This is a genomic window from Streptomyces sp. NPDC001604 (assembly GCF_042893475.1).
Classification (GTDB): Bacteria; Actinomycetota; Actinomycetes; order Streptomycetales; family Streptomycetaceae; genus Streptomyces.
Map to the genome: position 1 here is coordinate 334,350 of NZ_JBIAUY010000007.1, position 20,168 is coordinate 354,517.

Consider the following 20,168-nt stretch of genomic DNA (forward strand, 5'->3'; position numbering starts at 1 on the left):
GCGGGCCTCAGAAGCGGCCCGAGCCCCGGTACAGCTCCAGCTCCCCCTCCAACTCGACGGCGAGCACGGTCGCGTACGGATCGAGGTCGGCCTCGGCCGGCGGGTCGATCCACAGCACGCCCACCGCGTCGTGCAGCCCGCCGACCACCCGGTGGCCGAGTTCCGTGCCGGTGCCGAGGACGGTGACCTTGCGGACCGCCGTCGCCAGGCCCCGAACGCCGATCTCGGCTCGCGGGATGTCGAACAGGGTGAGGTAGAGGGTGCGGCGGTCGGCGGAGAGGGTGCTGGGGCCGTAGTGGTGTCCGGCCGGCAGGCCGCGCACCGTTCCGTACACCGCCTCCGCGTGCCTGCGGATCCACTCCCCCAGCCCTTCCAGCCGTTCGACCTGGGGCTGCGGGACGGTGCCGTCCTCCATGGGGCCGACGTCGAGGAGCAGGTTGCCACCCCCACCGATGGTCTCGGTGAAGTAGCGGATCAGCTGGGCGAGCGACTTGTGGTTGTGGTCGTGGTGCTGGTAGCCCCAGGAGTCGTTGATGGTCAGGCACAGCTCCCACGGGGCGTCCGGCGGCACGATGGGGGCGCCCTGCTCCGGCGTCGCGTAGTCGCCCTCGCTGAGCATGCGGGCGTTGAAGACGACATCGGGGACGTACGAGCGGATGAGCGCGGCGAGTTCGGGGATGCGCCACTGCTCCTCGCTGCGGTCCCACTCGCCGTCGAACCACATCAGGTCGGGCCGGTAGCGGGAGGCCAGCTCGCGGATCTGGCCGTCGCGGTAGGCGATGAACCGCTCCCAGGCGTCCAGGTCCTCGTCCTCGGCGGCGACCTCCGAGTAGCGGTTGTCCTCCTGTTCCGGCGGGCGGCCCGGCTTGCGGGTGGACGCGTAGTCGGGGTGGTTCCAGTCGGAGTGGGAGTAGTAGAAGCCGACCTTGAGGCCCTTCTCGCGCAGGGCCTCGGCGTAGGGGCCGAGGTAGTCCTTGCCGAGGTTGAGGTCACCGTACTCGGTGTCCCACAGGGCGACCCCGTCGTGGTGACGGGACGTCAGGACCGCGTACTTGGCGCCCGCCCGGGCGAACAGGTCCGCCCAGGCCTTCGGGTCGTACTTGGCGCCGGTGAAGCGCTCCAGCTGGGACATGTACCGGTCGTGCGGCACGATGTCGTCGTAGAACGACCAGGACTCCTGGACGCCGTCCACGGCGTAGATGCCCCAGTGGATGAAGATCCCCAACTTGGCGTCGGTGAACCAGGGTTGCATGGCCATGCGTCAGCCCCTCCGCAGCCGGAGGGTGAGGATCTGGAAGGGGCGCAGCGTGACCGGGACGGCGCCGTCGACGAGCTCCGCGTCCTCCAGTGGGCGCTCCAGCAGGTCGGTGACCTGGGCGCCGGCGAGCGGGAAGCCGGTGCGCAGGGCGCCCTGGGCGCGGCCGCCGCGGGACTCGTAGAGCCGGACGACCACGTCGCCGGACTCGTCGTCGGCCAGCTTCACGGCCTCGACCGTCACACCCTCGCCGTCCACCGAGACGACCGGCTCCGGCGCACCCGCCGAATCCGCCACCCGGAGGGGGAGGTTGAGGGCGTAGCCCTCCGCGACCGCGTCCTCGATGCTCGCTCCGGGCAGGAGGGAGTAGACGAAGCGGTGGCGGCCCTGGTCGGCCTCCGGGTCCGGGATGCGCGGGGCGCGGACCAGGCTGAGGCTGACGCGGGTCGTCGTACCGCCGTCCTCGCGGACCGTGCGGGTGACGTCGTGGCCGTAGGTCGAGTCGTTGATGACCGCGACGCCGTAGCCGGGCTCGGCGATGTGCACCCAGCGGTGGCCGGAGACCTCGAAGCGGGCCGCCTCCCAGCTGGTGTTGGTGTGCGTGGGCCGCTGGATGTGGCCGAACTGGATCTCCGCGGAGGAGTGCGGGGCGCGGATGTCGACCGGGAAGCCCGCCTTGAGGATCTTCTCGGCCTCGTGCCAGTTGATGTCGGTCTCGAAGTCGACACGGGGGCTGCCGGCGCGCAGGGTGATCGTCTGGGTGAGCCTGGAGCCCTTGCCGAAGCTGCGCTCCACGCGGATGGCGCCGAGCAGCGGGTCCTGTTCGACGACCGTGACCGAGTCGGCGTCCAGCAGGTCCGTGTAGCGGTTCCTGTAGTGCTTGTCGATGTCCCAGGCGTCCCAGTAGTTCGGGAGGTCGGTGTGCAGACGGAGCAGGTTGCCCTTGTCGGCGAGGACCTCGCGGCCGGCCCGCAGGTCCCGTACGGACGCCAGCGTGCCGTCCTCGGCCACCTCGACGCGGACCAGGCCGTTGTCGAGGACCCGGCCGGCCACCGTCACGGGCTGCGGAGGCTCGGCGGCCGTGAGCGGAGCGCTGCCGCTCGCGGGCACCTCGACGTACGTCGGGACGCCCTCGGCCGTACGCACGACCTCGGACCGGTCGAAGGGGCTGGTGTTGAAGACGCGGGTGGCGCCACCGCCGAGCGCGCTGACCGCCTCGGCCGTCAGCTCCTCCAACTCGACCGCCACACGGGCGTATTCGGCCTCCGCCTCCCGGTGCACCCAGGCGATCGACGAACCCGGCAGGATGTCGTGGAACTGGTGGAGCAGGACCGTCTTCCACAGGCGGTCCAGCTTCTCGTACGGGTAGGAGTAGCCCGGCGCGTGCAGCGCGGCCGTGGTCGCCCACAGCTCGGCCTCGCGCAGGCGGTGTTCGGAGCGGCGGTTGCCCTGCTTGGTGCGGGCCTGGGAGGTGTAGGTGGCGCGGTGCAGCTCCAGGTAGAGCTCGCCGTTCCAGACCGGGGCGTCCGGGTACTCCTCGCGGGCCTTGGCGAAGAAGTCGTCCGGGTGCTCGACGACGACCTTGGGCGAGCCCTCCAGGTCGGCGAGCCGGCGGGCGCGTTCCATGATCTCGCGGGTGGGGCCGCCGCCGCCGTCGCCCCAGCCGAAGGGGGCCAGCGAGCGCGTACCGGCGCCCTTCTCGGCGTAGTTGCGGACCGCGCGGTCCATCTCCTCGCCGCTGAAGCGGGCGTTGTAGGTGTCGACGGGCGGGAAGTGGGTGAAGATGCGGGTGCCGTCGATGCCCTCCCACCAGAAGGTGTGGTGGGGGAAGGTGTTGGTCTGGTTCCAGGAGATCTTCTGGGTGAGGAACCACTCGTTGCCGGCGAGCTTGGCGAGCTGCGGGTAGGCCGCGTTGTAGCCGAAGGAGTCCGGCAGCCAGACGCCCTTGGTCTCGATGCCGAAGTGCTCGATGAAGAACCGCTTGCCGTGGACGAGCTGGCGGGCGATCGCCTCGCCGCCGGGCAGGTTGCCGTCGGACTCGACCCACATGCCGCCGACCGGCGCCCACTGGCCCTTCTTCACGGACTCCTGGATGCGCGCCCAGACCTTGGGGTAGTTGTCGCGCACCCACTCGTACTGCTGGGCCTGGGAGCAGGCGAAGATGAAGTCGTCGTACTCGTCGGCGAGCGCGGTGACGTTGGAGAAGGTGCGGGACGTCTTGCGCTTGGTCTCGCGGATGGGCCACAGCCAGGCCGAGTCGATGTGCGCGTGGCCGACGCCGGAGACGGTGTGGGCGCTGGCGTGGGCGGGCTTGGCGAGGGCGGGCGCGAGGACCGCGCGGACGGCTGCGGCGCTGCCGGAGACGTCGTCCAGGTCGAGGGCGTCCATGGCGCGGTCGAGGGTGTGCAGGATCTCGTGGCGGCGCGGCTCGTGCTCGCCGAGGTGGACCATGAGCTCGCGCAGCACCTGGAAGTCGAGGTCGAGGTGGAAGACCTCCTCGTCGAGGACGGCGAGGTCGGCGCGCTGGAAGGTGTACAGCGGCTTGTTCCCGGCCGTCAGGACGTCACCCAACGGCGTGGGCTCGGAGAAGTTGTTCGCCAGGATGTCCGGGTTCGAGGCCGCCTCGACCAGGTAGTCGATCTCTTCGCCGCCCGTGGCCGGGTTGGCGATCGGCACGTACTGGTTGAGCGGGTTGACCGCCTTGAGGGGGGTCCCGTCGGTGAGGTGGACCAGCGCCTCGGCCTGGTTGCCCGGCCAGTCGCCGACGAAGCCGAGGTCGATGACCGCCTCGACGCGCTTCCCGGCCCACTCGGCGGGCACCTGGCCGCGCATCCGGAACCAGGTCGTGCCCCAGGGCGGGCCCCAGGGGGTGTCCATCGCGAAGGGCTCGTACGCGGCGGCCGCGGCCTCCTCGAACGGGACCGGCTCGCCCGGCGCCTGCCAGGCCTCGACCGTCAGGGGGACGGTGGCGGCGTAGATCGCGGTCTTGATGCGCTGGTTGTGGAGGCGCTCGGCGCGCTCCTCGATCCGGCGGCGTTCGTCGTGCATGAGAGGTCTCCAGAGAGAGGGCGGCGAGAGCGCAGGGGGCGGGAAAGCGCTTTCCGCCGGGAGCTTACTTCAGGTAGGAAAGGCCCGGGTGAACGTCCGTGTAGCCCTCGACCAGCCGTCGGGCCACGTTCACGGAGTCGACCAGCGGGTGCAGTGCGAAGGCCTTCACGGCCGTCGTGCGGGAGCCGGACTCGGCGGCGGCGAGGACCTCGCGCTCGACGGCCTTCACGGCGCAGACCAGACCGGTGGCGTGCTCGGGCAGCGGGGCGACGGCGACCGGGTGCGCGCCGTTGGCGTCGACCAGGCACGGGACCTCGATGACGGCCTCGGAGTCGAGCACCGAGAGGGTGGAGCGGTTGCGGACGTTGAGGATCAGGGTGGTGCGTTCGTCGCGGGCGATGGCCCGCATCAGGGCGAGGGCGACCTTCTCGTAGCCGCCGGAGAGGTCGTCGGCGTCCCGTTCGCCCGCGCCCGCGGTCTCCCGGTTCTCCGCCATGTACGTCGCCTCGCGCTCGGCGCGGGTGCGGTCCCAGGCGGCGAGTGCCTGGGCGCCGGGGTCGCGCATCTCCTCGTAGAAGTGGGCCTGCTGATCGCGCAGGAAGGCGCCGCGGGTCTTCTCTGCCTGCTGGTAGGCGCGGACGGCCTCGCGGTTGAAGTAGTAGTAGTGCAGGTATTCGTTGGGGATCGCGCCGAGGGACTGGAGCCAGTCGACGCCGAAGAGCTTGCCCTCCTCGAAGGAGCCGAGCAGGTCGGGGTCGGCGAGCAGCCGCGGCAGCTCGTCGCGGCCCGCGATGTGCAGGCCGCGGACCCAGCCGAGGTGGTTGAGGCCGACGTAGTCGATCCAGGCTTCTCTGGGGTTCGCGCCGAGCACGCGGGCGATCCGGCGGCCGAGGCCCACCGGGGAGTCGCAGATGCCGATGACGCGGTCGCCGAGGTGCCGGGACATGGCCTCGGTGACCAGGCCGGCCGGGTTGGTGAAGTTGATGACCCAGGCGTCGGGGGCGAGGCGGGCCACCCGCTGGGCGATGTCCACGGCGACCGGGACGGTCCTCAGGCCGTAGGCGATGCCGCCCGCCCCGACGGTCTCCTGGCCGAGGACGCCCTCCGCGAGGGCCACGCGCTCGTCGTTCGCCCTGCCCTCCAGGCCTCCGACGCGGATCGCGGAGAAGACGAAGTCGGCGCCGCGCAGGGCTTCGTCCAGGTCGGTCGTGGCCGTCACCGTGGGCGCGTCCTCGGCGCGGGCGGCCTGCTCCGCGAGGACCCGGGTCACCGCGGACAGCCGGCCCGCGTCCAGGTCGTGCAGGACGACCTCGGTGACCCTGCCCTCGCCGCGGTCGCCCAGCAGGGCCCCGTACACGAGCGGCACACGGAACCCGCCGCCGCCCAGAATCGTCAGCTTCACCCTTGCACCTTTCCTGCCACGACCACCTGGACGCCCGCCTCCTCCAGGGAGGAGCGGGTCGCCGGGTCGACCGGGGCGTTCGTCACCACCACGTCCAGGTCCTGGGGACCGCAGACCTTCGCCATGCCCGTGCCCGGGAACTTCGCCTGGTCGGCGAGGAGGACGACCTTGTCGCTCGCCTTGATCATGGCGCGCTTGACCGGCACCTCGACGACCGTCGTGTCCATCACCTGCCCGCCCGGGCGCACTCCACTGGTGCCGAGGAAGAGCCAGTCGGCGTGCAGCTGGCGCAGGTTGTCCTCGGTGAGGAAACCGACCAGGGAGCGGTACTCACGGCGGACCATGCCGCCGAGCAGCACCAGCTCGATGCCCTCGTCGTCGGCGAGCTCCTCGTAGACCACCAGATTGCTGGTGATCACGGTGAGCCGGCGGCCGTGCAACTGGCGGGCGAGCCGGAAGGCGGTGGTGCCGATGTCGAGCAGCACCGACTGGCCGTCCTTGACCATCGCGGCGGCCCGCTCGGCTATGGCGTCCTTCTCGGACACCCGCACCTCGGCGACCTCGGCGAAGGGCTGGTCGCCCTCCTCCACGACGGCGCCGCCGTGCACACGGGTGAGCAGGCCGTCCTCCTCCAGCTTGACCAGGTCGCGCCTGATCGTGGCGGGGCTCACACCCAGCTGCTCGGAGAGGTCGGTCACAGCCGCGGGCCCGCCGGAGCGCAGGGCCCGCAGGATGAGTTGGTGTCGTCGTTCTGCCAGCACGGCGTGAACACTACTCGTCATCTTCAATCAAATCCATGCTCAGTTCTGCTCGGGTATTGACCAATCTCCTGGATCAGCGCACGATTCCGGTCATCGAAAATGACGAGTTTTGACGAGAGGCTGTTTCGCGTGGACGACGACAGGCCCGACGTGCTCCTGACCGGGCTGCTCTTCTACGATCTCGTCCTCACCGGGCTCGGGAAGCCGCCGACGCCGGGCGAGGAGATCTGGACGGGCGGGATGGGCTGCGGCCCCGGCGGCATCGCGAACCTCGCGGTGGCCGCGTCCCGGTTCGGTCTCAGCACCTCGCTGGCCACGGTCTTCGGCGACGACTTCTACGGCGAGTACTGCCGTGACGTCCTGTGCGACCAGGAGGACATCGACCTCTCGCTCTCCCGCACCGCGGACGGCTGGCCCACCCCCGTCACCGTCTCGCTCGCCACCGGCCACGACCGGGCCCTCGTCACCCACGGCCAGGAACCCCCGTACTCGCAGGACACGCTGATGGGCGACCCGCCCGAGGCGCGCACCGCCCTCGTGCACATCGAGGCCGAGCCCCGCGCATGGCTCGCCAAGGCCGCCGCGAACGGCACCCAGATCTACGCGGACGTCGGCTGGGACCCCACCCAGGAGTGGTCCACCGACCTCCTCGACCAGCTGAAGCTGTGCCACGCCTTCCTCCCCAACGAGACCGAGGCGATGGCCTACACCCGCACCGACAGCGCGGTCGCCGCCCTCGGCACGCTCTCCGAGCTGGTGCCGGTGGCCGTGGTCACCCGAGGCGGGGACGGCGCCTTGGCCGTCGACCAGACCACCGGTGAGTACGCCGAGGTCCCGGCCCTGGACGTGGACGTCCTGGACGCCACCGGCGCCGGCGACGTCTTCGGCGCGAGCTTCGTCGCGGCCTCGCTCGGCGGCTGGCCCCTGGAGGAACGGCTGCGGTTCGCCGTCCTCGCCGCCGGGCTGTCGGTCCGGCACCACGGCGGGGCGCTCGCCGCGCCCGGCTGGTACGGCGTCGACCGCTGGTGGCGGTCGCTGAAGGACCCCGAACTGCGGCGCGTGTACGGCTTCCTGGCCGACCGGCTCCCGGCCGACCCCGGACCGCCCGTGCAGCACGCCCCCGTCACCCCGCCCGCCCACACGCCCGTCGGCCCCCACGACTGAGAACGGCGGCAGCACCCCCTCGAACCCCCTCTCCACGTCGAACAGGAACAACAGGAGTGACCCGTGGACCTTTCTCGTAGAGGCTTCCTCCAGGCCGCCGCGCTCACCGCGGCCGCCTCCGGCCTGACCGTCGCCTGCGGCGGCAGCTCGGGCTCGGGCGGCACCAAGAACGGCAAGGACCTCACCTTGTGGTACTGGGGCGGCGCGCTCAGCGACAAGGTGGTCGCGGAGGCGAAGACCCACTTCAGCAGCTCGGTCAAGCTGACCTCCGCCTCCATCGGCGGCGACTTCAAGCAGAAGCTCACCACCACCATCGCGGCGGGCACCTCCGTGCCGGACATCACCGGCATCAAGGGCGAGGACATGGCGTCCTTCCTGCCCAACGCCTCCCGCTTCCTCGACCTGAACGACCTGGGCTTCAAGAAGGTCTCGTCCCAGTACCTGGACTGGAAGACCAAGCTCGCCCAGACCAAGGACGGCAAGCAGATCGGCTTCCCGATCGACATCGGCCCCACCGCGCTGTTCTACCGCGAGGACTTCTTCGCCAAGGCCGGGGTGGACACCGCCCCCGACAAGGTCGCCGCCCTGGTCAAGACCTGGGAGGACTACTTCACGCTCGGCACCGAGCTGCAGAAGAAGAACCCGGGCACCTACCTGGTCAACAACATCGGCTCCGTCTTCAACATGGCCGTCGGCCAGGGCACCCAGCGGTTCATCGACAAGAACAACCACTTCATCGGCGACCAGGACCACATCCACGCCGCGTGGACCACGGCGGTGCGCCCCTACACCCTCGGCCTCGACGCCAAGATCAACGACAACACCTGGAACGCCGCCGTCGGCAAGAACCTCCTCACCGAGCTCGGCGCGGCCTGGCACGCACTGGACATCGAGCAGGCCGCCCCGCACACCAAGGGCAAGTGGCGGGTGTGCGCGATGCCCGTCGGGCCGGCCAACCAGGGCGGCTCCTACCTGGCCCTGCCCAGGCAGTGCCGCAACCCCGAAGAGGCCTTCAAGATCATCAGCTGGATCCTGAGCCCCGCCAACGACGCCCGCGGCTTCACCGACGCCGCCATCTTCCCGGCCGCCCCGGCCGCGTACTCCATGCCGGCCATGACCGGTCCCGACGCCTTCTTCGGCGGACAGAAGATCATCGAGGTCTTCGGCCCCGCCGCCAAGGCCATACCTGCCAGCTACGAGGCGCCCGCCGACGCCGCCGTGATGGCGCCCTACATGACGGAACTCACCAACATCGAGGCCAAGGGCAAGAAGCCCGACGACGCCTGGAAGGACGCGGTCAGCCAGGCCAAGCAGATCGCCCGCCGGCAGGGGGTGAGCTGAGGTGACGTCCCCACCGGTCACCGGTTCCGCCGAGGTGCCGCAGCACCTCGGCGGGCCCGGCCCGGCCCGGTTCCGCCCGCGGCGCACCCCGCCCGCGGGCTCCGCTCGGCCCCGGCGGCGCGGGCCGCTGTCGTACTGGCGGCAGTACCTGGCGATCTCGCCGTTCTACCTGATCTTCGCCGCGTTCTCCTTCTTCCCCGTCTTCTACTCGCTGTACCTGGCCTTCCAGCGCTGGGACGGCATGGGCACCATGCAGTTCGTGGGCCTGCAGCAGTTCAGGTTCCTGTGGGACGATCCGGTCTTCTGGCTGTCGATCCGCAACACCCTGGTGATCTGGGTGCTGTCCACCGTGCCCACGCTCTTCGGCGCGCTGATGCTGGCGACGCTGCTGCACTCGGTGCGCCGCTTCAAGGGCTTCTACCGCATCGCGCTGTACGTCCCGAACGTCACCTCGATCGTCGCCGTGGCGATCTTCTTCGGCGCGGTGTTCAGCAACAACTTCGGTCTGGTCAACGCGATCCTGGGCATGGTCGGCATCTCGCCGGTTCCGTGGCTGAGCAACCCGTGGCTGATCAAGCTGGTCATCTCGCTGCTGATGACGTGGCAGTGGACCGGCTACAACATGATCATCTATCTGGCTGGTCTGCAGGCGATACCGAACTCGATCTACGAGGCGGCGAAGATGGACGGTGCGGGCCCCATACGCACGTTCTTCCAGATCACGATCCCGATCATGCGGCCGATCATCCTGTTCACCGTCATCATCTCGACCATCAACGGTCTGCAGAGCTTCAGCGAACCCCAGGTCCTGTTCGGCAGCAACGCCGCCAACGCGAACCTCGGCGGTCCCGGCCAGGCGGGTCTGACCACGTTGCTGTACTTCTACCAGTCGGCCTTCCTCAACAACGACTACGGCTACGGCGCGGCCATCGTGTGGGCCTTCTTCGTACTGATCATCGTCCTCGTCGCCGTCAACTGGCGCATCACCGCACGGGGGAGGAAGGCATGACGGCAGTGGACACCGCGCGGCCGGCCACGGGCGGCAGGCGGCTGCGCCGCCCCAAGGGTCTGACGGCGCACATCATCCTCGTCGTGGCCGTCCTGGTCTCGGTCTTCCCCTTCGCGTGGACGATCGTCATGGCGACCAACACCACCCAGGACATCTACAAGAGCCCGCCGAAGTTCACCTTCGGCTCCCATCTGCTGGAGAACATCCGGCATGTGCTGAACACCATCGATTTCTTCGGGTCGATGCTCAACACGGTGATGGTCGCGACCGTCACCACCGTCCTGGTGCTGTTCATCGACTCCCTGGCGGCCTTCACCTTCGCCAAGTTCGACTTCCCCGGACGCAAGCTGCTCTTCGGCACGCTGCTGCTGTTCATGATGCTGCCGTTGCAGCTGGCGATCCTGCCGCAGTTCATCCTCATGTCGAAGATCGGCTGGGTCGGCATGCTCAAGGCGCTGGCCCTGCCGTCCCTCGCCAACGCCTTCGGCATCTTCTGGCTGCACCAGTACATCCAGAACGGCGTGCCCGACGAACTCCTCGACGCCGCGCGCATCGACGGCGCCGGGTTCTTCCGCCAGTACTGGAACATCGCGCTGCCGATGATCAGGCCCGCGCTGTCGTTCCTCGCCATCTACGCCTTCGTGAACTGCTGGAACGACTACGTCTGGCCGCTGGTCGTGCTCACCAACCCCGACCATGTGACCCTCCAGGTGGAACTCGCCCAACTCAACGTCGGCCACACCACCGACTACAGCATGGTCATGGCCGGTGTACTGATGGCAGCGCTCCCGCTGGTCATCGTGTTCAGCATCTTCGCCCGCGGGTTCATCGCGGGGGCCACCGAAGGAGCGGTGCAGGGCAGTTGAGGCGAAGTCGCGAGAGAGGGGTGGGCGGTGACCTACGACGTCGGCGGTGCGCGGCCGGGACGCGGCAAGGTGCTCGTGGTGGGCATGGACGGGTTGCGGTTCGACCGGCTGAACCGGTCGCCCTCCACCGCCCCCGTGCTGCACGGCCTGATGGCGGCCGGCGCCGTCGGCACCAGCCTGCTGCCCTACGGCGCGGCCGACGACCGGGCGGAGAACGGGCCCAGCATGGCCTACACCGACTCCGGGCCCGGCTGGTCGAGCATCCTCACCGGGGTGTGGCCCGACCGGCACGGCGTGCGGGGCAACGACTTCGTCGGCGCCGACTACGCCCGTTACCCCGACTTCCTGACCCGCGCCACCACAGCCGGTCTGCGCACCGCGGCCGCGGTGTCCTGGCCGCAACTGGTCCGCCGCGGCACCCTCGGCCCCGCCATCGACCGACGCCGGCGCTACAACGGCGAGTTCCGCGGCTACCGGACCGCGGACCGCCGCGTCGCCCGCACCGCCCTGCGCTGGCTCACCAGGCACGACCCGGACGTCGTGTTCGTGTACTTCGGCGCCACCGACGAGGCCGGCCACGACACCGGCCCCCTCTCCCCCGCCTACGACCGTGCCCTCCTCGCCCAGGACGCCCACCTGGGGCGGCTGCTGCAGGCGATCGACGCCCGGCGCAGCGACCCGCGCCGCGCCGACGAACGCTGGACCGTACTGGTCACCACGGACCACGGCCACCTCGACAGCGGCGGCCACGGCGGCGACACGCACGCGGAACGGGAGGTCTTCGTCATCCTCGCGGAGCCGGGCGGGCCGGACGGGACACGGCCCGCCGACGGCCGCCCCTGCGACACCCAGCCCTCCGGCACCGAACCCGCCCACCCCGACAGCGCGCGGCCCGACGACAGCCGACCCGACGGCGCCCGGCTCGACAGCACCCAGCCCTCCGGCACCGAACCCGCCCACCCCGACAGCGCGCGGTCCGACGACAGCCGACCCGACGGCGCCCGGCTCGACAGCACCCAGCCCCTCGGCACCGAACCCGTCGACAGCCGACCCAACAGCCCCCGGCCCGACCGCTCCCGGCCGGCCGACCGCCGCCCCGACGGCACGCGGCCCGACGACACCCAGCCCTCCGGCACCGAACCCGCCCACCGCCGACCCGACGGCACGCGGCCCGACGACACCCGGCCCGCCGACAGCCCACCCCATGGCTCGCGGCCCCACGGCACCCAGCCGGACGACCGCCGACCCGACGGCACGCGACCGGGCCACACCCAGCCCGCACACGGCCGATCCCACAGCCCCCGGCCCCCCGGCGCCCGCCTCGACTCACCCCGTCTCATCGACATCGCCCCCACCGTCCTGGACCGGCTCGGCATCCCCGTCGACCCCGCCTGGGGCCTGCAGGGCCGCGTCCTCCCCCGGCCCCACGCACCGACTTCGGACAGGTCATGACCGACGCACTCCCCGCGGATCCGCTGATCACCCTCCGCCCCTGGCAGGCACCCGAGGTGACCTCCTGGGGCCGCCTCCCCATGAACGCCGTCGACCGGCGCTCCGGAGCCCTCTCCCTGGATGGCGACTGGCGTTTCCAGTTGCTTCCCGCTCCGGACGCGCCGGTCGGCGGTGACTGGTCCTCGTCGTACGTCCCCGGCGTGTGGACCATGCAGTCCGCCGGTGCCGACGACCTGCCGCAGTACACCAACGTCCGCATGCCGTTCCCCGAGTTCCCGCCCGGCTCACCGGAGGCCAATCCGACGGGCGTGTACGAGCGCGAGGTGGACGTCCCCGCCGACTGGGCCGGACGCCGGATCGTGCTCCAGGTCGGGGCCGCCGAGAGCGTGCTGCTGGTGCATGTCGACGGGCGCCCCGTGGGGATCTCCAAGGACTCCCATCTGGCCGCCGAGTTCGACCTCACGGACGTGGCGCGTCCCGGTGACCGGTCGGTCGTACGGCTCACCGTGGTGAAGTGGTCGGACGCCTCGCACATCGAGGACCAGGACCAGTGGTGGCACGGCGGCATCACACGCTCGGTGCTGCTGTACGCGACCGATCCCCTGCATCTGGCCGACGTGACCGTGCGGGCGTCGTACGACGGCGAGCTGCGCGTCGACTGCCGGGTGCGGGACGCGCGCGGTGCGCTGCCCGACGGGTGGTACGTCAGCGGCGAACTGGACGGTCAACTCCTCGCGCAGGACCGGGAGTTCGACCGCGTCAACACCGAGGACGACCGCGTCTCCGACTTCCTCGGCGAGGCCCGCATCCACACCTCCGTCCCCGAGGTGCGCACCTGGAACGCCGAGACCCCCGAGCTGTACGACCTCACCGTGCGCCTGCACCGCGCCGACGGCACGGTCGCCGACACCTCGCAGCACCGGATCGGCTTCCGTGACGTCGAGATCGCCGGACGGGACCTGCTCGTCAACGGCGAGCGCGTCTTCATCCGGGGCGTCAACCGGCACGACTTCCATCCACTGACCGGCCGCACGGTGTCGTACGACGACATGCGCGCCGACCTCGTCCTGCTCAAGCGCTTCGGTTTCAACGCGATCCGCACCTCCCACTACCCGAACGACCCGACGCTCTACGACCTCGCCGACGAGCTCGGCTTCTACGTCGTCGACGAGGCGGACATCGAGTCCCACGACCACGCCCACGAGATCGCCGACGACCCGCGCTACCTGAGCGCCTTCGTGGACCGGGTCTCGCGGATGGTGCTGCGGGACAAGAACCACCCGTCGATCATCATCTGGTCACTGGGCAACGAGTCCGACTACGGCGCCAACCACGACGCGGCGGCGGGCTGGGTGCGGCGGCACGATCCGACGCGGCCCGTCCAGTACGAAGGTGCCGCGAAGCTCGACTGGGCGGCGACGGACGACGCCTCCGACATCGCCTGCCCGATGTACGCGCCGCTGGAGGACTGCGTCGCCCACGCCCTGTCGGGCCGGCAGACCCGGCCCCTCATCCAGTGCGAGTACTCGCATGCGATGGGCAACAGCAACGGCACCCTGGCGGACCATTGGGCGGCCATCGAGTCCACGCCAGGTCTTCAGGGCGGGTTCATCTGGGAGTTCTGGGACCACGGCATTCTCCAGCGTGTGAACGACGGAAGACCGGTCGGGCGTGGGGGCGCCGGGCTCTATGACAACGGTGTCGCCGCGCCCGGCCACCGCTGGGCCTACGGCGGCGACTTCGGCGAGACGATCCATGACGGAGCCTTCATCGCCGACGGAGTCGTCTTCCCGGACCGCACCCCGAAGCCGGTCCTGTACGAGCACCGGGAGATCGCGGCGCCGGTGCGCATCGACTGCTTCAAGCACGAGGGCATCGTGCTCGGCAACCACCAGCACTTCCGGGGCCTGGACTGGCTGTCCGGCCGGTGGGAACTGTCCCTCGCCGACGGGCGCACGCTGACCGCACCCGCCGAACTGCCCGCCCTGCGGCCCGGCGAGACGGCCGCCGTGCCGCTCCCCTTCGACCTCCCGCGCGACGGCGGCGAGGCCTGGCTGACGCTGCGGGTGACGACCGCGGAGGACCAGCCGTGGGCGCCGCGCGGCACGGACGTGTGCGCGCCGCAGGTGCGCTTGCGCGGGCCGTCCGTGTCCTGGGAGGTCCCCGTGGACGGCACCGTCGAGGTCGACGACGAGGGCCTCCTGGTCCATCCGCTGCTGACGGCCGCCCCCACGCTCTCCCTGTGGCGGGCACCCACCGACAACGACGAGCTCGGCGGCATGGCGTTGCGCTGGCGGACCTGGGGGCTCGACGCGCTCGTCCGCAAGGTCGTGTCGGTACGGCAGGACGGCGGCCGGGTCACCGTGGACGCCGAGTACGCGGGCACGGTCGGCGTCGTGCGGCACCGGCAGGTGTTCACACCGGTCGAGGGCGGCATCCACATCGACGAGGAGGCCGAACTGCCCGACGAGTTCCACGATGTGGCGCGGGTCGGCTCGGTCTTCGAGACGGTGCCGGGTCTTGACCTGCTGGAGTGGTTCGGGCAGGGGCCGTGGGAGTCGTATCCCGACCGGAGCGTCGGCGCGCCCGTCGGCCACCACTCCGTGCCCGTCGACGCGCTGTTCACGCCCTATCTGCGCCCGCAGGAGAGCGGCGGACGGCACGGTGTACGGCACTTCAGGCTGTCCGCGGCGGACGCGACCGGCCTCGCTGTCGTGCTGGACGAACCCCGCCAGGTCTCCGTCACCCGCCATCGCGCCGAGGACCTGACCGCCGCCTCGCACCACGACGAGCTGGTGCCGCGCTCCGGGTGCGTGGTGCACCTGGACGCGGCACACCGGGGGCTCGGCACGGCGTCGTGCGGCCCCGACACCTCCGCCTCTTATCTGATCCCGCCGGGGGTCCACTGCTGGAGCTGGGCCCTGCGCGTTCTGTAACCCCCCGCCCTTCCCCTTTCCTCACGTCACCTTTCACGGAGCACACGTGTGCACTTCGCATGACCACAACCAGGGCGAGGCCGCACAGGCCGGTGCCGCCCGGCGCAGTTTCCTCAGAGCCACCGCGCTGCTCGGCGCCGCCGCCGGCGCCGGGGTCGCGCTGCCGGCCGTCGCCGAGGCGGCTCCGGCGAGCGCGAGCAGCTGGCGGCCCGACACCCACAGCCGTCGCTTCACGCTCGCCGTCATGCCCGACACGCAGTACCTCTTCGACGGGCCCAGCATCGACAAGGCACCGGTCGAGGCCTCCCTGCGCTATCTGCTGGAGCACGGCAAGGACGAGAACATCGTCTTCCTGTCCCACCTCGGCGACCTCACCCAGAACGGTGCCGAGGACGAATTCGCCGCGATCAGCGAGGCGTTCCGGCTGCTGGACCGCAGGGGCGTCGGCTACAGCGTCCTGGCCGGCAACCACGACGTGAGGTCCTCGACGGACGACCAGCGCGGCTCGACGGCGTACCTGGACGCGTTCGGCCCGCCGCGGTTCAAGGGAAGGAAGACGTTCGGCGGCGCGTCCGACGACGGCTACAACACCTACCACCTGTTCAGGGCGGCCGGACGCGAGTGGCTGGTGCTGGCACTGGACTGGCGGCTGTCGGCGAAGGGGTACGCCTGGGCGAAGGACGTGCTCGCCAAGCACCCGAAGGCGCCGGTCATCCTCACCACGCACGAACTCGTCGTCGAGGACGACCAGTTGTCGACGTACGGGCAGCAGCTGTGGGACCAGCTGGTCGAGGAGCACGACCAGATCTTCCTCACCCTGAACGGCCACTACTGGCCCGCGGGCCGCGCGACCCGCAAGAACGCGGCCGGCAACGACGTACACCTGCACCTCACGAACTACCAGAACCGCTACTTCGGCGGCGCGGCGATGATCCGCCTCTACCGCTTCGACCTGGACCGGAACGTCATCGACGTGGAGACCGTCTCCCCGTGGATCCTCGGCCGGGCGGGCAAGGGCCTCAACGAGCTGGAACGGCAGGAGATCGAGCTGAGCGGTGACGCGGACCGCTTCTCGGTGGAGATCGACTTCCAGAAACGTTTCGCCGGATTCGCTCCGGTTCCGGCCCGTCCGGCTCGCCCCGCGTCCAAGGTCGTCATCCCCGGCACGGTCGCCTACTGGCGATTCGACGACCACGACAACAAGGGCGACGGTACGGCGGTCGGCGGCACCGTCCGCGACCTGTCCGGGCGCGGCAACGACCTCACCCTCGTCACGGTGGGCGGCGGCACCCTCACCTGGTCCTCCGACCACCACCCCGACCAGCCCGGCCACGGCAGCCTGGAGTTCCAGGGCTACAAGTCGCCGCTGAAGGGCGCGTATCTGAGGACGGTCGACGGCGCCCCGCTCAACTCGGCAACGTTCAAGGACGGTTACACCATCGAGGCGTTCTACCGTCTGCCCGCCGACTGGGACCCGGACCACAACGCCTGGTCCGGCATCGTCAGCCGCACCGGCACGGGCGGCGCGGCGGGCAAGACCGCCGACGACCCCGACGAGCCGCTCGCCACCCTGTCGCTGTCCAACGACCGCGAGCCGCAGTGGGCGATGCGCCCGCTCAACCAGCAGGGCATCGCCACCAACTGGGGCCAGGAGACCCCGCTGGAGACCTGGTGGCACCTCGCGGTCGTCAACGACGGCAAGCACACCACGCTCTACGTCGAGGGCTGCCCGGTCGTCCGCAACCCGAAGGCTGCCGCGGTCGGCATCACCTCCGTCGGCCTGCCGTGGCTGCTCGGCGGCTACGAGTACGCGGGCAAGATCGACCAGATCCTGCACGGCCGCCTCGGCGACGTGCGGATCGTCTCGCGGGCGCTGCCCGTCACCTCCTTCATGAACCACTGACCCGCGACAGGGACTCACGATGACCGAGCAGCAGCTGCCCGCCTGGGCCGACCCGTCCGTCTCCCCCACCGACCTCGACGCCCAGGGCCTCTCCCGTCGCCAACTCATGCGCCGCGCGGGCCTGTTCGGCGCCGCGTTCGCGCTCGGGTCGGCGGCCACCCCCGCCTTCGCCACCTCCTCGCAGCCCCGCTTCGGCGGCGAAGACCCGCGCCTCGCCTACCTCGTCGGGGACCACCACGTCCACTCCGTCTACAGCCACGACGCCAAGTACACGTTCTCGCAGCAGGCGCAGGCGGCCGCCAAGTACGGCCTGGACTGGATGGTGTTCAACGAGCACTCCAACTTCGGGCACGCCCACTACGGCGCCGCGCTGGAGCACCAGGAGATCCTCAAGGCCCGCGCCGAGAACCCGCGCCAGCTGATCTTCCAGGGCCTTGAGTGGTACATCCCGGCCGCCGAGCACTGCACCGTGTTCGCCGCCCCCGGCCCCAACGAGGTCGATCTGCTGACTCAGTTCGAGCTCGCCTACGACGGCAAGCTCCTCGGCTACACCGACGGCTCCGCGACCGGCACCGACACCGCCCGCAACGAGGCCCACGCCGTCAAGGCAGTCAAGTGGCTGGCCGAGCAGCGCGATTCGGGATACGTCGACGACGTCCTCGTCCTCGCCAACCACCCCCTGCGCCTCGGCATCGACTCCCCGCACGAGATGCGCAACTGGCGTGACGCGGCCCCCGAGATCATGATCGGCATGGAGGGCGCACCCGGCGCCCAGGGCGCGGCCATCCCCGGTTGGCGGAGTTCCACGTCCATCCGCGGCGAGTACGAGAACAAGCCGTCGGCGCAGTCCTGGGCGGGCTACCCCACGGACGCGTATCTGACGTACGGCGGCTTCGACTGGGCGACGGCGACCGTCGGCGGCCTGTGGGACTCGATGCTGGCGGAGGGCCGGCTCTTCACGATCACCACCAACTCCGACAACCACCGCACGGTCTTCGACACCTGGAAGAACGGCGACTGGCCGGCCGGGCAGAACTTCGACAACACCGGCAAGCTGCCCGACCCGGTCAACACCGACACCCCGCAGCCCGGCAGCGACTTCTGGCCCGGCGAGTTCAGCCGCACCCACGTCGGCGTGACCCGCTACGGCTACCGCGCGGTGATGGCGGGCCTGCGCGCGGGCCGTGTCTGGCTCGACCACGGGCATCTGCTCGACGGCCTCGACGTCCGCCTGAAGCGGGACTGCGACGCGGGCCGGGGCGTCACGCTCGGCGGGCGGCTGCGCGTCCGCAAGGGCGAGAAGATCACCCTGTACGTCACCGTCACGACCGCCTCCCGGGCCAACCCGCAGGGGATCCTGCCCCAGTTGGCGCACGTGGACGTGATCCGGGGCGCGGTGCGCGGCCCGGTGGCCGACCGGGACAGCTGGCAGGCGCCGGACACCAGGGTCGTCCGGACGAAGGACGTGTCCGGCCGGACGGGGACGTACACCCTGCGCATCCCGCTGACCGCCGGGGACGAGTCCTTCTACGTCCGGCTGCGCGGCAGCGACGGCAACCGCCACGGGGTGGGGTACCTGGGTGCCTCGGTCGACCCTGCCGGGCCGATTCCGCACGAGCCCGGGAACGGTGACCCGTGGGCGGACACGTGGTTCTACTCGAACCCCGTGTTCGTCGACGTGGTAGGTGGCTGACGCGTCGAAGTGATCCTTCGCGTCGTACCGTGGCCGCATGACCGGTGAAGAGTCGTTGCGGCCGCAGTCCCTCCTGCTGACGTTCCTGGGGGACCAGGTGCTGGGGCGGGACGTCTGTGTGTACTCGGGCAGCGTGATCGACGTCTTCGCGCGTGCCGGGGTCGGTGAGCAGGCGACCCGCTCGACGCTGACCCGGATGGTCAAGCGGGGGCTGCTGCGCCGCCAGCGCGAGGGCCGCAAGATGTACTTCGGGCTGACCGAGCACTCGGCGGCGGTGCTGCGGGACGGTGAGCAACGGATCTGGCAGACCGGTGCGGTCAACCGGCACTGGGACGGCACCTGGACCCTGCTCGGCTTCTCGCTGCCGGAGTCCTGGCAGCGTCAGCGGCACGATCTCCGTTCCAAGCTCACCTGGAGCGGTTTCGGGCCGCTGTTCAGCGGTCTGTGGATCGCACCGGGCGAGGTCGACGTGGCGGAGCTGGTGTCCGAGCTCGGGCTGGCCGCCCATGTGAAGGTGTTCCGTGCGCACGCCGACACCGGCATGGACATCGGCGCGATGATCGAGGAGACCTGGGAGCTGCCCGAACTGGCCACGCGCTACGAGGAGTTCGTGCGCCGCTGGGAGGCCTGGGAGCGCCGGCTGCCGGACGCCGACGACGCCCTGGCGCTGCGGCTGCGGCTGCAGGCCGAGTGGCTGCAGGTGATCCGCCGCGACCCGCGCCTCCCGGTCAAGCACCTGCCGGACGACTGGCCGGCCGAACGGGCCGAGAAGACGTTCCGGGCGGTGTACGACCGGCTGACACCGCTCGCACGGGAGGCCTCGGAGCGCCTTCTCGACCTGATGCCGGCACGCGCCGATCAGGCGTAGAACCGCGACAGGCTCTGCAGTACGGCCGCGGGCTTCGTGCCGCCCTCGATCTCGATGGTGCCGTCCACGGTGATCTGCACACCGCCCGGCACCTCCTCGACCTCCGCCAGCTTTCCGACCAGGCGGATGCGGGAGCCGACCTTCACCGGGGAGGGGAAGCGGACCTTGTTCAGGCCGTAGTTGACCTTCGTGGTGACGCCCTGGACGTCCAGGAGTTCGGTGAACAGGGGGATGAAGAGGGAGAGGGTGAGGTAGCCGTGGGCGATCGGGGCGCCGAAGGGGCCCTCGGCGGCGCGCTCGGGGTCCACGTGGATCCACTGGTGGTCGCCGGTGGCGTCGGCGAAGGTGTTGATGCGCTCCTGGGTGACCTCGATCCATTCGCTGGTGCCCAGGTCGCTGCCCGCGAGCTTCTTCAGTTCGTCGATGCCGTTGACGGTGACGCTCATGAGTGGTGTTCCTTAAGGGGAGTC

General features: G+C 70.7%; 14 protein-coding genes. 9 read left to right on the forward strand and 5 right to left on the reverse strand.

The genetic code is table 11. From position 1 onward, the window contains the following. Positions 1 to 7: 7 nt before the first annotated feature. The 4 genes from ACFY1E_RS22235 to ACFY1E_RS22250 all read right to left on the reverse strand — a co-directional run bounded on the left by ACFY1E_RS22235 (position 8) and on the right by ACFY1E_RS22250 (position 6,466). Positions 8 to 1,258, reverse strand: coding sequence for an alpha-L-fucosidase (locus ACFY1E_RS22235; RefSeq protein WP_389078508.1), 1,251 nt, complete (start codon positions 1,256 to 1,258; stop codon positions 8 to 10). A gap of 3 nt (positions 1,259 to 1,261) precedes the next feature. Further along, entirely contained in the window at positions 1,262 to 4,303 is a 3,042-nt protein-coding gene (locus ACFY1E_RS22240) for an alpha-mannosidase (RefSeq protein WP_389078511.1), read from the reverse strand. Positions 4,304 to 4,367: 64 nt separating this feature from the next. Further along, on the reverse strand, positions 4,368 to 5,705 hold the full coding sequence (locus ACFY1E_RS22245) for a 6-phospho-beta-glucosidase (RefSeq protein ID WP_389078513.1): 1,338 nt from the start codon (positions 5,703 to 5,705) through the stop codon (positions 4,368 to 4,370). Further along, complete coding sequence (locus tag ACFY1E_RS22250) at positions 5,702 to 6,466, reverse strand: DeoR/GlpR family DNA-binding transcription regulator (RefSeq protein ID WP_389078639.1); 765 nt, start codon at positions 6,464 to 6,466, stop codon at positions 5,702 to 5,704. Before ACFY1E_RS22250 ends, ACFY1E_RS22245 begins: the two co-directional genes overlap by 4 nt. Before the next feature lie 129 nt (positions 6,467 to 6,595). Between ACFY1E_RS22250 and ACFY1E_RS22255 the strand changes: the two genes are divergently transcribed. The 9 genes from ACFY1E_RS22255 to ACFY1E_RS22295 all read left to right on the forward strand — a co-directional run bounded on the left by ACFY1E_RS22255 (position 6,596) and on the right by ACFY1E_RS22295 (position 19,698). Then, positions 6,596 to 7,630 (forward strand): carbohydrate kinase family protein, encoded by a 1,035-nt coding sequence (locus ACFY1E_RS22255; RefSeq protein ID WP_389078515.1) that lies wholly within the window; start codon positions 6,596 to 6,598, stop codon positions 7,628 to 7,630. Between the two features lie 63 nt (positions 7,631 to 7,693). Continuing rightward, positions 7,694 to 8,971, forward strand: coding sequence for an ABC transporter substrate-binding protein (locus ACFY1E_RS22260; RefSeq protein ID WP_389078518.1), 1,278 nt, complete (start codon positions 7,694 to 7,696; stop codon positions 8,969 to 8,971). Positions 8,972 to 9,005: 34 nt separating this feature from the next. Then, a complete protein-coding gene (locus ACFY1E_RS22265) occupies positions 9,006 to 9,980 on the forward strand; it encodes a carbohydrate ABC transporter permease (RefSeq protein ID WP_389078642.1) in 975 nt (324 codons plus the stop codon). After that, a complete protein-coding gene (locus ACFY1E_RS22270; protein ID WP_389078520.1) occupies positions 9,977 to 10,846 on the forward strand; it encodes a carbohydrate ABC transporter permease in 870 nt (289 codons plus the stop codon). Before ACFY1E_RS22265 ends, ACFY1E_RS22270 begins: the two co-directional genes overlap by 4 nt. A 27-nt stretch (positions 10,847 to 10,873) precedes the next feature. Next, positions 10,874 to 12,298: an alkaline phosphatase family protein gene (locus ACFY1E_RS22275; protein WP_389078523.1), complete on the forward strand. Its 1,425-nt coding sequence runs from the start codon at positions 10,874 to 10,876 to the stop codon at positions 12,296 to 12,298. After that, positions 12,295 to 15,234, forward strand: coding sequence for a glycoside hydrolase family 2 TIM barrel-domain containing protein (locus tag ACFY1E_RS22280; RefSeq protein WP_389078525.1), 2,940 nt, complete (start codon positions 12,295 to 12,297; stop codon positions 15,232 to 15,234). The genes ACFY1E_RS22275 and ACFY1E_RS22280 overlap by 4 nt, the downstream gene beginning before the upstream one ends. Before the next feature lie 46 nt (positions 15,235 to 15,280). Beyond that, positions 15,281 to 17,137 carry a LamG-like jellyroll fold domain-containing protein gene (locus ACFY1E_RS22285; RefSeq protein WP_389078528.1) on the forward strand — a complete coding sequence of 619 codons (1,857 nt, stop codon included), beginning with the start codon at positions 15,281 to 15,283 and terminating at the stop codon, positions 17,135 to 17,137. Between the two features lie 19 nt (positions 17,138 to 17,156). Next, a complete protein-coding gene (locus ACFY1E_RS22290; RefSeq protein WP_389078531.1) occupies positions 17,157 to 18,830 on the forward strand; it encodes a PHP domain-containing protein in 1,674 nt (557 codons plus the stop codon). Positions 18,831 to 18,867: 37 nt separating this feature from the next. Further along, positions 18,868 to 19,698: a PaaX family transcriptional regulator C-terminal domain-containing protein gene (locus tag ACFY1E_RS22295; RefSeq protein ID WP_389078533.1), complete on the forward strand. Its 831-nt coding sequence runs from the start codon at positions 18,868 to 18,870 to the stop codon at positions 19,696 to 19,698. Here ACFY1E_RS22295 and ACFY1E_RS22300 read toward each other — a convergent pair. Next, on the reverse strand, positions 19,689 to 20,144 hold the full coding sequence (locus ACFY1E_RS22300) for a MaoC family dehydratase (RefSeq protein WP_030936488.1): 456 nt from the start codon (positions 20,142 to 20,144) through the stop codon (positions 19,689 to 19,691). The two genes, ACFY1E_RS22295 and ACFY1E_RS22300, sit on opposite strands and share 10 nt — an antisense overlap. Between the last annotated feature and the right edge of the window lie 24 nt (positions 20,145 to 20,168).

Bases quoted from the DNA above. Each gene is read 5' to 3' on its own strand.
- ACFY1E_RS22270 (WP_389078520.1), top strand. From the start codon at position 9,977: ATGACGGCAGTGGACACCGCGCGGCCGGCCACGGGCGGCAGGCGGCTG.
- ACFY1E_RS22300 (WP_030936488.1), bottom strand. From the start codon at position 20,144: ATGAGCGTCACCGTCAACGGCATCGACGAACTGAAGAAGCTCGCGGGC.
- ACFY1E_RS22235 (WP_389078508.1), bottom strand. From the start codon at position 1,258: ATGGCCATGCAACCCTGGTTCACCGACGCCAAGTTGGGGATCTTCATC.
- ACFY1E_RS22280 (WP_389078525.1), top strand. From the start codon at position 12,295: ATGACCGACGCACTCCCCGCGGATCCGCTGATCACCCTCCGCCCCTGG.
- ACFY1E_RS22295 (WP_389078533.1), top strand. From the start codon at position 18,868: ATGACCGGTGAAGAGTCGTTGCGGCCGCAGTCCCTCCTGCTGACGTTC.
- ACFY1E_RS22290 (WP_389078531.1), top strand. From the start codon at position 17,157: ATGACCGAGCAGCAGCTGCCCGCCTGGGCCGACCCGTCCGTCTCCCCC.
- ACFY1E_RS22240 (WP_389078511.1), bottom strand. From the start codon at position 4,303: ATGCACGACGAACGCCGCCGGATCGAGGAGCGCGCCGAGCGCCTCCAC.